Consider the following 14,469-nt stretch of genomic DNA (forward strand, 5'->3'; position numbering starts at 1 on the left):
GAGCCGAATGCAGCTTACGCCCCACACGACAGAGAGCGTGCATCAGTTCAATGGTCCGGGCAGCGTGCACCGTCGCGATTGTGTCTCCTGATCGCGCGATGCGGCAGGACGGCACGAATCTTTTTGCGTCAGGATGGCGTGCGCATGCCCAGGCGTTCGACGAAGCGCACGAGGTAACCGTCCGGATCCTGGACGAGGAATTCACGCTGGCCGAATTCCTGGTCGCCAGCCCGATACCAGGCTTCGTTCGGCTGCTCGTAGAGCGGCCATTTGGCATCGCCGAGAGCCCTAAGCATGGGATCAATGCGATCGACGACCATCTGGAAATTGACGCCGCGTCCGAATGGCCGCTGCATCTCGGCCGTCTCCCAGCGTCCATTCAGTTCGCAGAGCATCACCTGCAAACGCCCCCTGACGAGATACGCAAATCGCGCATCGGGGCGATCATAGGCGAGCTCGAAGCCGAGCAAGTCGCGCCAGAACGGCAGGCTGGCTTGAATGCTGGAAACGCTGAGTTCGGGAACGAGATCGGCAAAGCCGCCTTGCGGTGCGCTTCCCGTGCTGTTGGAGGTCGCACGCGCGACGGGGGCAGAGGGCAGTGGTTTGTTCATTGCGGCGTCGCCTGATCTTATGACCGACCTTCGGGGCGGTTATCGCAGCGAAGCGGCGCGAATGCCAGACGCGGAATGGGGCGAACGAGTGCTCGCCGGGCAAGGTCGCCTCACGCGATCCGCAGCGCGAGGTCGTTTCCTTCCGTCTCGGCAAAGCCCGCCTGCAAGACCTCTTCGCGCTTGTGGCGCAGATGCGCACGCAGGATGTGGGAGAGGCCGGCGCCATCGCGCCGCTGCAGCGCGTTCAGGATCGCCTCGTGCTCCTTCACGGCGAACGCCCAGCGCTGCGGCGTCATCGGCGTGACGTAGCGCGCGCGCCTGATGCGCGCGGTCACGGAAGCATAGAGCCGGGTCAGCGCGGGATTTCGGCTGCGGCGACGATGGCCTCGTGAATTGCGCGGTTGCCGCGATAATACTGGATCAGATCGCCCTCGCGATAATGCCGAACCATGTCGTCATGTGCGGCGGCGATTTCGCCGATCCCGGCGTCGCTGATGCGCTCGCAGGCGAGCTCGCCGGCGAGCGCCTCGAGACCCTGGCAGACCTCGGTGGCTTCCCATTCCGGATCTGCACGCCCGCGCACGGCACCGCCTACGACATCGCAGGGCAAGGCATCGCGTCGATCGGCGCCAGCCGCGCCGCGTTGCTGCTCGCCGCGGAGATGGCCGCGCGCCGCGGTGCGTGACGAGGCGGCGCTACTTCGTGATCGGCGTGACCAGCTCCTTGTCTGCTGAATCCACGACGAAGACGGCAAGCAGCTTCGCAGGTTCGGTATCGCTGGCATTCGCGCTTATGGCGTGACGGTCGCCGGGCTTTTCGAAGAAATTCTCTCCTTTGCGATAGACCTTGGCGGGCTCGTCATTGACCTGACTGCGGATCGCTCCTTCCAGGATGGTCGCATAGATGAATGCGGAGCGCGGATGCATGTGGGCCGGCGAGGAGCCTCCGGGACCATACTCGACCAGCACGCCCTTCATGCTCTTGCCCGGGACGTTCGGCAGCGCCTGGTCGAACACGACCGTCACTTTGGCCAGAGGTGCCGGTTCGGCCGCATAAGCCGTCAGGATTGATGCGGCATAAACCGCCGTTGCGATCAGCAATCTGCGCATGGGATTTCCTTCATTGCAGTGGTTGTCGTGATGGAAGCTCTTGCGGTCCCTCAGAGTCTTGCGAGCCACGTTGCGAGCGGCGTTTTTCCAAGCCGCGCCTCGCCGAGCGGGTTCAGCGATGTGTCGTCGATGGGGGCGCCGTAGTACGGTGCCTTCGGGTCTCCCACCACCGGTCGGGCGTCGCCGGACGCCTTCAGGCGCCGCGCAATGAATTCATTGAAGGGCGCCTTCTCGGGGCCTGCGATATCGATGGTGCCGTTGAGCGGCCGGCCCATGGCGACCTCCGCGAGGCGATCGGCTACGTCTTCGGCGGCGATCGGCTGAAACAGTGCGGACGGGACGACGATCTTTCCTTCGACCACAGCCGTTTCGGCAATGGCGCCGAGGAATTCGAAGAACTGGGTGGCACGAACGATGGAGTAGGGGACCGACGAGGATTTGATGATGGTCTCCTGGGCGAGCTTGGCCCGAAAATAGGAATTGTCGGGCGACCGTTCGGTCCCCACGATCGACAGCGCCACGTGATGCTTCACGCCCGCGGCCGCCTCTGCCGCGACGAGGTTTGTGCTTGAGCGCTGGAAGAAATCGAGCACGGCGGCGGGCTCCCAGGACGGCGCGTTGGCAACGTCGACGACGACATCCGCGCCAGCCAGCGCTGCAGCGAGGCCTTCCCCGGTCACGGCGTTCACGCCTGATTTCGGCGAGGCTGCAACGGCCTCGTGGCCGTGCTGTTTCAACTTCGTCACGAGCTTGGATCCGATCAATCCGGTCCCGCCGATCACGACGATCTGCATGGCATGTCTCCTCGGCATGTGACGAGCGTGAGTGATCCCAATCCGTGAGCCGATCACGTCACGTCCGCCCAACGTGATGCGAAGCGCAGCGTAGCCGAGCAATGCGGCAAGCTCTTGCCTGTAACCGGCCTGCTTTGCCGGAAAATGCTTCAGAAGACTCGTTGCGACGGGGTGGGCGCCGCGCCTGCCGCGGTCGGTTCGAAGCCCAACGCAAGAAGTTTGCTGCATCTGCTCTGCTCATGCGGAGGCGGCAAAATTGCACCGAGATCAATGTTCTTATTGTACTGAATAATGTACCGGTTCATATTGCGCCGCATCGACCCTCAAATGCACCGAGAGGTGGTCGCGCCCGACAAAGCGGAGCAACAGAATGAGCGTGAGTTATCTTGATGTGTTTCTGGCATTCCTCGGAATGACCTTTGGCCTGTCTTCAGTGCTGCCCGGTCTCTTTTTCCAGCCGAAGGCCGAGCCGCCTCGAACCTCGCAAGCGACGTCGACCGACGCCGGCCCAACAGCAACCGATGACGACGTCACGGCGACCTGAGCCGGGTCTCGCCCGCGATGTTTCGGCGTGACGCGCGCCGAGGCGCGAGCGTGGCGGTCATGGAGATGCGCAGATGGATTTGACGGTCGCCACGGTGATCATCGCCTTTTCCGGCGTCTTCCTGATCTGCTTCATGAAGGGCGCATTCGGCGGCGGCTTCTCCATCGTTGGCATTCCGTTGCTGTCGTGCGTGATGGATCCGGTCACCGCGGGCGGCCTGCTCGCGCCGCTCTTCATCGCCATGGACCTGTTCGCGTTGCGCTACTGGAAGCCATCGACATGGTCGAAGCCGGACCTGGTGCTGCTGTTGCCCGGGCTCGTGATCGGCATTGCCCTCGGCTATCTCTTGTTCCGTGTATTGGACCATCGCGCCGTCGCGATCGTGATGGCGGTCGTGACGTTGAGCTTCGTTGGCATATGGTTCGTAAGTGATCCGAAGGTGGTCATTCGTCCGCGCTCCTCGCCGAAGGCGGTTGCTGCCGGTCTTGCCTCGGGTGTCACGACCATGGTCGCGCATTCCGGCGGACCGCCGCTGGCGATGTACCTCCTGCCGCTTGGCCTCAGCAAGGAGGTCTACGCGGGAACGACCAGCCTGTTCTTCACCGTCGGCAACGCGATCAAGGCGGTACCTTGGCTGCTGCTCGTGCGGCCGGCGGGCAACGTCTGGATCGTGATGGCGGCGTGCCTCTTTGCCATTCCCAGCGGCGTCTGGCTCGGCTGGCGGCTGCACGGAAAGCTGGACCAGCGGCAGATCTACCGGGCGTGCCATGGCTTGCTGGCCGTGACGGCGTTGAAGCTGTTGTGGGACGGAGTGTCTGGCTATCTCGGATAGGCTGCAAGTCACTCCGCATCACGGCGCGACCATCGTTCGACGGTCACGCTGCCGCGCTCACAGATCACGCGATGATGTCGTCACGCCCCGCAGACGATCACGCCGTACCAGCCGAGGCCGCGATAGGTCTCGTAGCCCGGGGTCGCATGGAACGCGACCAGTGCGCCCGTGCGGTCGTGGTAGAAGCCGGAGCGCTGGCCGTTCAGCGAGATCGAGATGCGCTCGCTCAAAATACCCTGGCCGTCGGAAGCTGCGATGACACGCAGATTGGAGTCGACCAGCAGCACGCGCGCCTTGTCGCTGTCGCCGACGCGCACCCCCTGCACGATGGCGCGGGCCTGTGCCTCCCAGTCGAAATGGATGGCGAGCACGCCGATCGGCGCGCCGTTGGCCTGGCCGCCGGCGCGGACGCTGGCACAATAGGTCGCGACTTGCGCATTGCCGAGCAGCGGCTGGTTCTCGACGTCACCGGCGACATAGTCGTCGCCGGAGCGCAAGGTTCGCGCCTCGCGAAACCACTTTGTGTGGGCGACGTTCTGGCCGACGACGCGAAAGCGGTCGGCGCGGCCGTTGGCGATGACATTGCCGTCGAGGTCGCAGAGCCAGAGGTCGAGATAGACGGTGTAGGCGCCGAGGATCACGCCAAGCCGCTGCGAGGCATGGGAGACTGCTGCGGCGTTGGGCGAGGCCGCGCAATCGACCACGGCGGAATCGGTCGCCCACCAGCGCACATCGCAGGTGCGTTCATAGAGGTTGCGATCGATCAGCTCGATGGCGTTGAGCGACAGGTCGACCATGCGCTCGCCGCGCGAGCGCTGGCTCATGCGGTCGATCGAGGCGACGAGATCACCGGTGCGCTTCGTCAGCTGGGTTTCGAGCTCGCGGGCGATGGTTTCGACCTGCTGGCCGACGCCGCGCACCTCCTGCGCCACCACTGCGAAGCCGGCGCCCTGCGCGCCGGCGCGCGAGCTTTCGATCAGCGCGTTCAGCGCCAGCATCTTCATCTGGTTGGTGATCTGCTGGATCGCCTTGGTCTTGTCGACCGCGATCTGGTTGACCTCCGCGGTCAGGCGATTGATCAGCGCGGAGATATCGGAATCGTCATCAGCGGGTTCGGTGGCGATTGGCTTGGCTTTCAGACCCAGCGCAGCAGACATCGGGGAGCTTCCCTTGGCAATGAGGCCTGATCTGCAACGAACCCGGAACAACTAATTACAGATCGAATACGAGTCTTTTTCGAAGATTCCGCCTAACGCCCGCTTAATTTGCTGTTCCACGGAATGCCCAAATGATAGTCAGTCCGCGCAGCAAAGCGGCAATCCACCGCTTTGTGCGGCGCGGACATTGCAAATCCCGGGGGATTCCAGGTCAATCGTCATTGTCGGCCGATCGCCGCAACGCCCAGTCCGATTCCCGGGTTCCTCAAGCCAGTCTCGACTCATGACGCCGCCCGCAACCGCCTTGCCCGTCGAAGTGCCCCAGGCGTTTCTGGGCGTCGCGCGCTCGCTCACCGACAAGCTCTGGCTCGACCGGCTGGATGCGCGCGGGGCGGCCAAGGCGCTCGCCATCGTGCAGCGGCACCAGCTGCCGGAGTTGCTGGCGCGGGTGCTGGCGGGCCGCGGCATCGACATCGATGGCGTCAGCGACTTCCTGGATCCGACCATCCGCAAGCTGCTGCCGGACCCGTACACTGTGACCGAGATGGAGGCCGCCGCGAAGCGGATCGCGGACGCAGCGATGCGCGGCGAGAAGGTCGCGATCTTCGGCGACTACGATGTCGATGGCGCGACCTCGGCGGCGCTGCTCGCCTGGCATCTGCGCCATTGCGGGCTCGATCCGCTGATCCATATTCCCGACCGGATTTTCGAAGGCTACGGCCCGAACACTGAAGCGATCCGCGCGCTGGCCGCGAAGGGCGCCACGCTGCTCGTCACCGTCGATTGCGGCACCACCAGCATCGAGCCGCTCGCTGAAGCCAAGCGCCTCGGCATGTCCGTGGTCGTGATCGATCATCACCAGGCCGGCACGGAGCTGCCGGAGGTCGATGCGCTGGTCAATCCGAACCGGCTCGACGATCTCTCGGGCCTTGGCCATCTCGCCGCCGTCGGCCTCGTGCTGGTGACGCTGGTCGCGGTCAACCGCGAGCTGCGCCAGCGCGGCTTCTGGACGAGCGAGATGCCCGAGCCCGATCTCCTCGGCATGCTGCATCACGTCGCGCTCGGCACGGTTGCGGATGTCGCGCCGCTGATCGGGCTCAATCGTGCTTTCGTCGCAAAAGGCCTGATCGCGATGCGGCGGCGCGACCATGTCGGCCACACCGCGCTGATGGACGTGGCGCGGCTCAACGGCCCGCCGGAGGCCTGGCATCTCGGCTTCATGCTGGGGCCGCGCGTCAATGCCGGCGGCCGCATCGGCCGCGCCGACCTTGGCGTGCGGCTCTTGCTCGAAGGCGACAGCGTCGAGGCGGCTCGGATTGCGGCCGAGCTCGATCGCCTCAACAGCGAGCGCCGCGTCATCGAGCAGGCGGCCGAAGCGCAGGCCGAAGCCGAGGCGCTGGCCTCGATCGGGCTAGAGGACAAGATTGGCGTCATCGTCACGGCCTCCGAAGGCTGGCATCCCGGCGTGGTCGGCCTCGTCGCGTCCCGCCTGAAGGAGAAGTTTTCACGGCCGGCCTTTGCGATTGCGCTGGAGCCCGGCGGCATCGGCACCGGCTCGGGCCGCTCCATCGCCGGCGTCGATCTCGGTAAGGCGGTGCGGCAGGCGGTGACCGACGGCATCTTGCTGAAGGGCGGCGGCCACGCGATGGCCGCGGGCGTAACGTTGCGGAAGGAGAAGCTCGCCGAATTCCGCGCCTATCTCGAAAATGCGCTGGCGCGGGACGTTGCCGAGGCGCGCCATGTCAACGAGCTCTATGTCGACGGCGCGGTGTCCGCGCGCGCCGTGACGACGGAGCTTGCAACCACGCTCAACCGCGCCGGTCCCTTCGGCAGCGGCAATCCGGAAGTCGTGCTGGCGCTGCCGTCGCATCAGCTCGTCTATGCCGATGAGGTCGGACAGGCGCATTTGAGGCTACGCTTCAAGTCGGGCGACGGCTCGATCGTCAACGGCATTGCGTTCCGTTCGGTCGGCCAGAAGCTCGGCAATGCACTTCTCGCCAATCGCGGTCAGCAATTGCATGTCGCGGGATCGTTGTCGGTCGACCGGTACCAGGGCGCCGAGCGCGTGCAATTCCGCGTCGTCGACGTCGCGCTACCGGACCAGGGGCCATCCGTGATTAGATGACGCAAGATCCCTCGCGACAAACGCGGTACGCGTTTGCGCGGAGATCATGCGTCAAAAATAAGCCGCTCAAACAACAAAAAAGGGAGTGAACATGGCAGGGCAGGTTGAGGGCAAGGTCGCGCTGGTGACGGGCGGCGCCTCGGGCATTGGCGAGGCTATCGTCGAATTGTTCGCGCGCGAAGGCGCTACCGTCGTCATCACCGACATCGACGAGCTGCGAGGCCCGGAGCTCGTCAAGCGCTTGACAAAAGCCGGCGGCAAGGCGATTTTCCTGGAGCAGGACGTCACCAGCGAGGAGCGCTGGATCGAGATCGTAGCCGAGATCGCCAAGCGCCATGGCCGGCTCGACATCATGGTCTCCAATGCCGGCATCGGCATTGCGGTACCCTCGATCGTCGATATGACGCTCGCTGACTGGCACAAGCAGAACGCGATCAACCTCGACGGCGTGTTTCTGTCCGTGAAGCATTGCCTGCCGCTGATGCGCAAGACGGGCGGCAGCTCGATCGTGATGATGTCCTCGCTCGCGGGCTTGCGCGGTGCGCCCGGCCTCTCGGCCTATTCGCTGACCAAAGGCGGCGTGCGGCTGTTCGCCAAATCGATCGCGATGGAGTGCGCGGCCGCCGGCGACGGCATCCGCGTCAACTCCGTTCACCCCGGCATCATCGATACCCCGATCTGGGGCAAGATTCCGACGGGGGCAACGGGCGCCGGCCAGAACGCCCCGATCGACCCCGAGGAGCGAGCCAAGGTCGCAACCCCGCTCGGCCGCGCCGGGCAGGCCGCGGAGATCGCTTCCGGTGTGCTGTATCTGGCCTCCGATGCCTCGCGCTACGTCACCGGCAGCGAGCTCGTCATCGACGGCGGCATGAACGCCGGCGGCGTGCCGCGGCGGCAATAAGCCGCCGCGCAAGACGCGAAGGGCAGGGTGGCGCCCGCAGGGGCTGACGCAGAGGCGTCGGCCCTGTACAACGCGGGCCTCTTCCGACCGAAAGAGGTTTCCTTCGCCATGGCGCACAGCCTTCAATCTTCCTCATCCGCACCTGCGCCGTTCCGCTCGAACCGGCCTGATCTCGCCACCGACGCGATCCGCACCGCGCGCGAGGATCTTGCGGCCTGCTTCCGCATGGCCGCGCGCAATGGTTTTGAGGAGGGCATCTGCAACCATTTCTCGGCCGTGGTGCCTGGCCATGACGATCTCTTCCTGGTCAATCCATATGGCTACGCCTTCCGCGAGCTGACGGCGTCAAAGCTCCTGATCTGCGATTTCCACGGCAACGTCCTCGACGGCGAGGGCGCGCCCGAGGCAACCGCGTTCTACATCCACGCCGAGATGCACAGGCTGCTGCCGCGCGCGAAGGTCGCCTTCCACACCCACATGCCCTACGCCACGGCTTTGTCGATGACCGAGGGTGATCCCCTGATCTGGGCCGGCCAGACCGCGCTGAAATTCTACGGCCGCACCGCAGTGGACCGCGTTTACAACGGCCTCGCCCTCGACAACCGCGAAGGCGCGCGGATCGCATCCGCCGTCGGCGATGCCGACATCGTCTTCATGAAGCATCATGGCGTGATGGTCCTGGCGCCGACCATCGCGGAGGCCTGGGACGATCTCTACTATCTCGAGCGCGCCGCCGAGGTGCAGGTGCTGGCGATGTCGACGGGACGAAAGGTGCTGTCGGTCGATCCCGCGATCGCGGCGGAAACCTACAGGCAGATGCGCGAAGGCGATTCCGAATCCGCGCGATTGCATCTCGCCGCGATCCGCCGCCAGCTCGACGCGGAAGAGCCGCAGTACCGGCACTGAGGCAAGTTACGACCCTTGCCGCAGCTTCGCCAGCACCTTCAGCCCGCCATAGCCATCGGCGGGCGTGATCCCCGCGCGCTGCTGAAAATCCTTGATTGCCTTCATGGTGTCGTTGCCGACACGGCCGTCGGTGCCGCCGGTGTCGAACCCGGCCTTGGTCAGGCGCGTCTGCATCTCCTGCACCTCGGCGAGCGTCAGCGCGCGCTCTGAGCCGGGGAAGGGCTGGATGAAGGGCGGCGCGCCGAGGCAGCGGTCGCCCAGATGGCAGATTGCGAGCGCATAGTTCATCGAGGGATTGTAGCTCTTCACCGAATAGAAATTCGGTCCCAGCAGGAATGTCGGCCCGCCCGCAACCGGCGTCCACATCTGCGCGGATGCATTCGGTTGCGGAAACGGCTGGCCGTCGGCGCGGGTGACGCCGGCCGCCTGCCACGCCGCATAGGTCCGGTTGCCGCTCGCCTCGCCGGATGCGCGCACTTCGTAGCCCCAATGCTCGCCACGGCGCCACTTGCCGCGATTGACCAGGTACTTTGCCGTCGATCCCAGCGCGTCGTCGGGCTTGCCGAACGGCGAGACCTTGCCGTCGCCGTCATAGTCGATGCCGACATTGAGCCAGACCTCCGGCATCCATTGCGAATGCCCCATCGCGCCGGCCCAGGATCCCTGCATCTGCTCCGGCGTGCTCCAGCCCTTGTCGACGATGCGCAGCGCGTTGATCAGCTCGGTCTCCCAATAGGCCTTGCGGCGCGGCTCGTTCCAGGCGAGCGCGGCGAGCGAGGGGAATACCGGCGTCATGTGGTTTTGCTGCACCAGCGGATCGCCGTAGGCCGACTCCACGCCCCACAGCGCCAGCAGCGTGCCGCGCTCGACGCCGAAATCGCGCTCGATACGCGCGAGCAATGCCTCGTTGTTCTTGAGCGCGATTTTGCCGTTGATGATGCGCCAGTCCGAGACGCGGCGGTTGATGTATTGCCAGACCTGCTCGTGGAATTCGGGCTGGTTGCGCATCTGCTTGAACACGCTCATGTCGGGCTCGACCCGCGCCATCGCGCGCTGCCAGGTCGCAGCCGAAATGCCCTTCGCCATGGCGCGTGCACGAAAACCCTCGCGCCATTCGTCGAAGCCCGGAGGCGCGGCGAGAAGCTGCGTGGGGAATGTGATGAATGCGGCTGCGCCGAGCGTGGATCGAAGCAGGGCGCGGCGGCTGTGATTGGCCGAGGAATCAGCTTGTTTCATGGACCCATTCTAGCGGGAATCACGGCCGCTGTGGGCCGGTTCCTGGAACACCGGGAACAGGCCATCGCGCTGCGTTCCGCCGGAACAAAGTGTCGCAGTCCCGCATTCCCTCCGCATACACTGGAGGATGAAGATGAAAAGATATCTGTTTGCCGCCGCCATGGTCACGGCCATCGCCGCTCCTGCATTCGCCGACGAAGTCGGCGTTCACGTCGGCCCGGTCGGAGCCGGCGTGACGGTCGGACAGTCCCACGAATATCGTGAGCGGGACCGCGATCGCGACCGCACCACGGTCATCAGGGAGCGCGAGCCTGCCAACCGCACCACGGTGATCAAGAAGGAAGATGAATTCGGCAATCGCAGCAAGACCGTGATTCATCACGACAACGACTGACGGAGCTGGGCCCCCGCCGAGCGCCGGGGCCCGCCGTCTGCACGCAATCTGCTCATCGAGAATTCGGGGTGGAATGAAGATACGGGCACACGCGGAAAGTCATGTCGTCGAACTCGACGACGGATCGCAATGGCGGATCTATCCCGGCGATCTCGCGAACACGTTGAGCTGGAAGCCCGAAACCGATTTGCGTCTCGAGCCGAGCGGTGATCGGACGAGTTCGCATGTGCTGGTGAATGCCACCGATCAGAGCCGCGTGCGCGTGAGCGCGGCAGGCGATGCCTGGCCCGACGGCGAGGTTAAGAAAGCGTTGAAGGGCGGCTGAGCGTCCCTGCGCTTGCCCGGATATCCCCAATTGTGAGCCTGTCGCTTTACGGTCGGTTTGCTTCCGTCTGCCCAGAATGCGCGCATGCGGGAGCTGTTCGACATCATCCGTACCAATCCCTGGCCGTTCGGCGCCGGGCTGTTTGTCGTGATCCTGATGATCATCGCCGAGAACTTTGGCCGTGGCATTCAGGGCGACGGCGCCGTCAGCGACTTCTCGGATGCCGATGGAGGCGACGGCGGCTGCGGTGGTGACGGAGGCGACTAGAGCCGGTTAGTCCTCCTGCAAATCGGCGGCGATGCCGGCGAGCCAGCGCCGGATCGCGGTCTCTGCCTTGGCGTCCAGACTTGCGGCAAGGCGCTTCTCCAGCGCGATCACGCGCTCCCTGCAAGCCTTCAACAGCGTCGTTCCCCGCTGCGTCAGCGTCCATTGCTGGATCCGGCCGTGGACCGGATGAGGCGTCATTGCGATCGCACCGTCGCGATCGAGGTTGCGAATGATCACACCGACCGTCTGCGGGGTCAGGAAGGTGAGCCGGGCGACGTCGGCGCCGGAGAGGCCGGGGTAGGCGTTCAGCATGGTGAGCACGGCAAATTGCGGCGACGTCACGCCGAGGTCGGCGAGCGTCCGTTCCATCGTCAGGCGGACCGCGGCGTGGGCCTGTCGCAGCAGATAGCCGAGATAACCTTGCTCGCCGCGCTTGCCTTCTCCGGGCGCGGGCACGCGAACGGCAACGATTTCGGCAGGTGCGGTCGGCTTCCGCGGAGCCTTCGATTTCGTGATGGCAGCGGTCTTGCGTGTCATATAAGAGCTCTTATAAGATGTAAGTAGTCTTACAATACACGAGGTGAACGCCAATGTCACACGCCCGCGGCGAGTACGAGGATTTCAAGAAGATCGCGCCCGATGCGTACGAGCTGGTGCTGGCGCTCGGCCAGGTGGCGGCAAAGGCGGGCCTCGACAAGCAGCTGCTCGAGCTGGTCAAGCTGCGCGCCTCGCAGATCAACGGCTGCGCCTTCTGCGTGCAGCACCACGTCCTGTTGTCGGAGCGGATCGGCGTGCCCGTGGACAAGCTCAATCTGGTCGCGGTCTGGCGCGAGGCGCCGGTCTTTTCCGCGCGCGAGCGGGCCGCGCTGGCCTGGGCAGAGGCGCTGACCTGCCTGCCCGATGGCGTCAGCGAAGAGGTCTATGCGGAGGCTTCCGGCGAATTCTCCGAGACCGAGCTGATGTACCTGACCTCGGCGGTCGCCTCGATCAACGTCTGGAACCGCTTTGGCGCCGCGTATCGCTGGACGCCGGCGAAGCGGCCGGTCGCAGCGAGCGCCGCGGCATCTTGAGTGCAACAACGATAAAACAAGGGGAGGTTATCATGACTGCAATGAGTTTGACCCATGCGCAGCGTCCGGCGCCATCGCGCTCGATGGCTCTGGCCGTCGTCGGCGGGCTCGCCTGCGCGCTTGCGATCGGCAAGGCGTTGCCGGTGACGATGGACGCCGTATCCGGCGCGTTGGCGCCGCTCTGCGCGACCGCGGCGGAGAGCTCGCCGCTCGACAAGGTCGAGCCGATCGGCTCCTACGCGCTACCGAACGTCCCGGGCAAGCGCGTCACCATCGTGCGTGTGTTCTACGGTCCCGGCGGATTCTCGCGGCCGCATCGTCACGCGGGCTCGGTGACCGCTTACATCACCAAGGGTGAAATCCGTTCCCAGCTTGGCGGCGGTCCTGTCGAGACATTTGGTGTCGGCCAGTCCTTCTTCGAGCCGCCGGGATCGACGCATCTGGTCTCGGCCAATGCCAGCGCGACCGAGCCGGCGGAATTGATCGCGGTGTTCGTGGCGGACGAGGGCGCGCAGCTGACGACGCTGTTGGAGTAGTCCGTAGCGGCCCCATGAGCGAGCTCGCCCCTCAATTCTCCTCGCCGCTCGATCCCTCGCGCAGGTCCGGCTTGATCACGTCCTCCGGCAACGCATGCGCCACCGGCTGCGGCGTGCCGGCGATCTCCGGGCCGACTTCGCGGCCGCGGGCGTGGATCAGGCGTTCATAGGCCGAGACCAGCGTGACGTAAGGACTGACCCAGATCCAGCCGTCGCGAGTAAATACCTGCACGTCGAAATGCAAATGCATCGATGTGCCGGCGGGATGGTCGAGATAGTTGGAGACCACGCCGATCTTCTCGCCTTCGGTGACGATGCGGCCGTTGAGCATGCCGTCGGCGGTCAGCGCCTGCGGGTTCATGTGCATATAGCGGAAGCGAATATGCTCGGTGCGGCTGTTGACCTCGAGCGTCGCGGCCTGATCCTTGGCGCCGCGGATCACGATGGCGTCGCGCACCGCGACGACGCCTCGCTGCTTGCGATCGCAGGGTTCGTGGCCTTCGCCGGGCGGTGGGCATTCGGCGGCGCGGATGTCCTCGCCCTGGTGGCCATAACCGCCGCCGCATTGCCAGACCTCGAAACTGCGGGACTCGCAGAAATTGTCGCGCCAGGGATAGGCCGTCGGGCCGTCGCTCTTGTCGCGCTTGCCGTAGGATTGCGAACGCACGAAGGCGGGCGCCTTTTCGAGCGGAAAACGGATCTGCGCATAGGCCATCACATCCGGATGGCCGGCCTTGTTGCGATAGCCGGTGTTCGGGATGATGTCGCCGCTCGGTCGGTAGGTGAAATCCGGCGACCGCGCTGAAGGACGATCGATGATGCTGGAGGCCATGTCCGTGAGCGGCCGCATGCGCTGGCCGCCGGCGATGCGGAGCCCTTTCAGGAAGCGCTCGGCAACCGGATAGGCTTCCTTGCAGGCGAGCCTCCGCGGCTTTGCGATGCTGTCCAGGCACTGGATGGAGACGACATAGGCAACGCCGAAGCGGGTGAAGGCGTAGCGCACATAGCCTTCCCGGATGAACCTGCGCAGGTCCGGATAGGTTGCCGCAAGCGGCTTGACCTGCTCGCCCTTGCCGCCGGCGGGATCGGCGACGTCGTAAACGAGTGCCGAGCCCGTGATCTGCACCTCGACCGGCCTTGTGTAGACGCGGCTCGGCATGCCGTCGCCGGCACCGGGTTCGAGCGAGAAGCTGGCACTGTAACCTGAGGGGCCGGCATCAAACATGTCGACGGGATTGAAATCGGCCTGATAGCGCGAGAGCGCGAGTGTCCCCGGCGCGCGATTGCGCTGCGCCTCGAGATAGGCGGCAGCATCGAACGGCAGAAGCACGGGCACGGAGCTGCGGGCGATACCGGTGAAGAATTGCGATGAGACCGCGTTGAGCTGCACCAGCGCAGGCATGGCGCGCGGATCGTAGCGTGGCACCGAACGGCGGGGTGCGAAGATGAAGTCGCCCGCGATCGGAGGACGGCTGTTGACCTCGGTGCGGAACTGGTCGAGCGCTGCGCGCCAATCGACGCGCAGCGCCGTGAGCGAAGGGCTGCGGATTTCGTCCGCAGCGAGCGGAGTGGCGGTGAGGAGCGAAAGCGCCGCCAGAATCAGCGAGACGAAGCGGAAACTTTTCCCAACCACTGCCTCGGCCCCCGGCGGCACCTGCTCTG

The 14,469-nt window shown here is 65.2% G+C and carries 17 protein-coding genes and 2 pseudogenes; 11 read left to right on the forward strand and 8 right to left on the reverse strand.

Annotation, left to right across the window (positions count from 1 at the left end):
* Nucleotides 1-128: 128 nt before the first annotated feature.
* A complete protein-coding gene (locus AC0L3X_RS03825) occupies nt 129-611 on the reverse strand; it encodes a bleomycin resistance protein (RefSeq protein ID WP_354123660.1) in 483 nt (160 codons plus the stop codon).
* A 110-nt stretch (nt 612-721) separates the two neighbouring features.
* Nucleotides 722-1,194: pseudogene (locus tag AC0L3X_RS03830) on the reverse strand (GntR family transcriptional regulator).
* On the opposite strand from AC0L3X_RS03830, the pseudogene AC0L3X_RS03835 reads away from it, so the two are divergent.
* Nucleotides 1,156-1,296: pseudogene (locus tag AC0L3X_RS03835) on the forward strand (4-hydroxythreonine-4-phosphate dehydrogenase PdxA); the annotation flags it as partial. The pseudogenes AC0L3X_RS03830 and AC0L3X_RS03835 overlap by 39 nt on opposite strands.
* 10 nt (nt 1,297-1,306) lie before the next feature.
* On the opposite strand, the gene AC0L3X_RS03840 reads toward AC0L3X_RS03835, so the two are convergent.
* On the reverse strand, nt 1,307-1,720 hold the full coding sequence (locus tag AC0L3X_RS03840; RefSeq protein ID WP_354097772.1) for a cupin domain-containing protein: 414 nt from the start codon (nt 1,718-1,720) through the stop codon (nt 1,307-1,309).
* 50 nt (nt 1,721-1,770) lie between these two features.
* Nucleotides 1,771-2,514: an SDR family oxidoreductase gene (locus AC0L3X_RS03845; protein ID WP_354123661.1), complete on the reverse strand. Its 744-nt coding sequence runs from the start codon at nt 2,512-2,514 to the stop codon at nt 1,771-1,773.
* 370 nt (nt 2,515-2,884) lie between these two features.
* On the opposite strand from AC0L3X_RS03845, the gene AC0L3X_RS03850 reads away from it, so the two are divergent.
* A complete protein-coding gene (locus tag AC0L3X_RS03850; protein ID WP_473316264.1) occupies nt 2,885-3,058 on the forward strand; it encodes a hypothetical protein in 174 nt (57 codons plus the stop codon).
* Nucleotides 3,059-3,131: 73 nt separating this feature from the next.
* A complete protein-coding gene (locus AC0L3X_RS03855; RefSeq protein ID WP_354123662.1) occupies nt 3,132-3,890 on the forward strand; it encodes a sulfite exporter TauE/SafE family protein in 759 nt (252 codons plus the stop codon).
* Between the two features lie 80 nt (nt 3,891-3,970).
* On the opposite strand, the gene AC0L3X_RS03860 is transcribed toward AC0L3X_RS03855, so the two are convergent.
* Nucleotides 3,971-5,047: a methyl-accepting chemotaxis protein gene (locus tag AC0L3X_RS03860; RefSeq protein WP_085401220.1), complete on the reverse strand. Its 1,077-nt coding sequence runs from the start codon at nt 5,045-5,047 to the stop codon at nt 3,971-3,973.
* Between the two features lie 283 nt (nt 5,048-5,330).
* On the opposite strand from AC0L3X_RS03860, the gene recJ reads away from it, so the two are divergent.
* The 3 genes from recJ (at nt 5,331) to AC0L3X_RS03875 (ending at nt 8,979) form a co-directional block, all read left to right on the forward strand.
* Entirely contained in the window at nt 5,331-7,172 is a 1,842-nt protein-coding gene (recJ, locus tag AC0L3X_RS03865) for a single-stranded-DNA-specific exonuclease RecJ (RefSeq protein ID WP_071914265.1), read from the forward strand.
* A 91-nt stretch (nt 7,173-7,263) separates the two neighbouring features.
* On the forward strand, nt 7,264-8,073 hold the full coding sequence (locus AC0L3X_RS03870; protein WP_283018788.1) for an SDR family NAD(P)-dependent oxidoreductase: 810 nt from the start codon (nt 7,264-7,266) through the stop codon (nt 8,071-8,073).
* Between the two features lie 108 nt (nt 8,074-8,181).
* Nucleotides 8,182-8,979, forward strand: a complete 798-nt coding sequence (locus AC0L3X_RS03875) for an aldolase (RefSeq protein ID WP_283018789.1) — start codon at nt 8,182-8,184, stop codon at nt 8,977-8,979.
* Nucleotides 8,980-8,985: 6 nt separating this feature from the next.
* Here the strand turns inward: AC0L3X_RS03875 and AC0L3X_RS03880 are convergent, their stop codons facing one another.
* Nucleotides 8,986-10,215 carry a lytic murein transglycosylase gene (locus tag AC0L3X_RS03880; RefSeq protein ID WP_354131284.1) on the reverse strand — a complete coding sequence of 410 codons (1,230 nt, stop codon included), beginning with the start codon at nt 10,213-10,215 and terminating at the stop codon, nt 8,986-8,988.
* 133 nt (nt 10,216-10,348) lie between these two features.
* On the opposite strand from AC0L3X_RS03880, the gene AC0L3X_RS03885 reads away from it, so the two are divergent.
* The 3 genes from AC0L3X_RS03885 to AC0L3X_RS03895 all read left to right on the forward strand — a co-directional run bounded on the left by AC0L3X_RS03885 (nt 10,349) and on the right by AC0L3X_RS03895 (nt 11,201).
* Nucleotides 10,349-10,609 (forward strand): hypothetical protein, encoded by a 261-nt coding sequence (locus AC0L3X_RS03885; protein WP_028151025.1) that lies wholly within the window; start codon nt 10,349-10,351, stop codon nt 10,607-10,609.
* 73 nt (nt 10,610-10,682) lie between these two features.
* Nucleotides 10,683-10,934 (forward strand): hypothetical protein, encoded by a 252-nt coding sequence (locus tag AC0L3X_RS03890; protein WP_354131285.1) that lies wholly within the window; start codon nt 10,683-10,685, stop codon nt 10,932-10,934.
* An 84-nt stretch (nt 10,935-11,018) separates the two neighbouring features.
* A complete protein-coding gene (locus AC0L3X_RS03895; RefSeq protein ID WP_063983483.1) occupies nt 11,019-11,201 on the forward strand; it encodes a hypothetical protein in 183 nt (60 codons plus the stop codon).
* Nucleotides 11,202-11,207: 6 nt separating this feature from the next.
* On the opposite strand, the gene AC0L3X_RS03900 is transcribed toward AC0L3X_RS03895, so the two are convergent.
* Nucleotides 11,208-11,738: a MarR family winged helix-turn-helix transcriptional regulator gene (locus AC0L3X_RS03900; RefSeq protein ID WP_063983482.1), complete on the reverse strand. Its 531-nt coding sequence runs from the start codon at nt 11,736-11,738 to the stop codon at nt 11,208-11,210.
* A gap of 53 nt (nt 11,739-11,791) precedes the next feature.
* On the opposite strand from AC0L3X_RS03900, the gene AC0L3X_RS03905 reads away from it, so the two are divergent.
* Together AC0L3X_RS03905 and AC0L3X_RS03910 are read left to right on the forward strand one after the other, a co-directional pair.
* On the forward strand, nt 11,792-12,271 hold the full coding sequence (locus tag AC0L3X_RS03905) for a carboxymuconolactone decarboxylase family protein (protein ID WP_063983481.1): 480 nt from the start codon (nt 11,792-11,794) through the stop codon (nt 12,269-12,271).
* Nucleotides 12,272-12,303: 32 nt separating this feature from the next.
* Nucleotides 12,304-12,807 carry a cupin domain-containing protein gene (locus AC0L3X_RS03910; RefSeq protein ID WP_063983480.1) on the forward strand — a complete coding sequence of 168 codons (504 nt, stop codon included), beginning with the start codon at nt 12,304-12,306 and terminating at the stop codon, nt 12,805-12,807.
* Nucleotides 12,808-12,838: 31 nt separating this feature from the next.
* Here AC0L3X_RS03910 and AC0L3X_RS03915 read toward each other — a convergent pair whose 3' ends face one another.
* A complete protein-coding gene (locus AC0L3X_RS03915) occupies nt 12,839-14,461 on the reverse strand; it encodes a hypothetical protein (protein ID WP_063983479.1) in 1,623 nt (540 codons plus the stop codon).
* Nucleotides 14,462-14,469: the final 8 nt, after the last annotated feature.

The organism is Bradyrhizobium sp. MI1.7 (assembly GCF_055811795.1).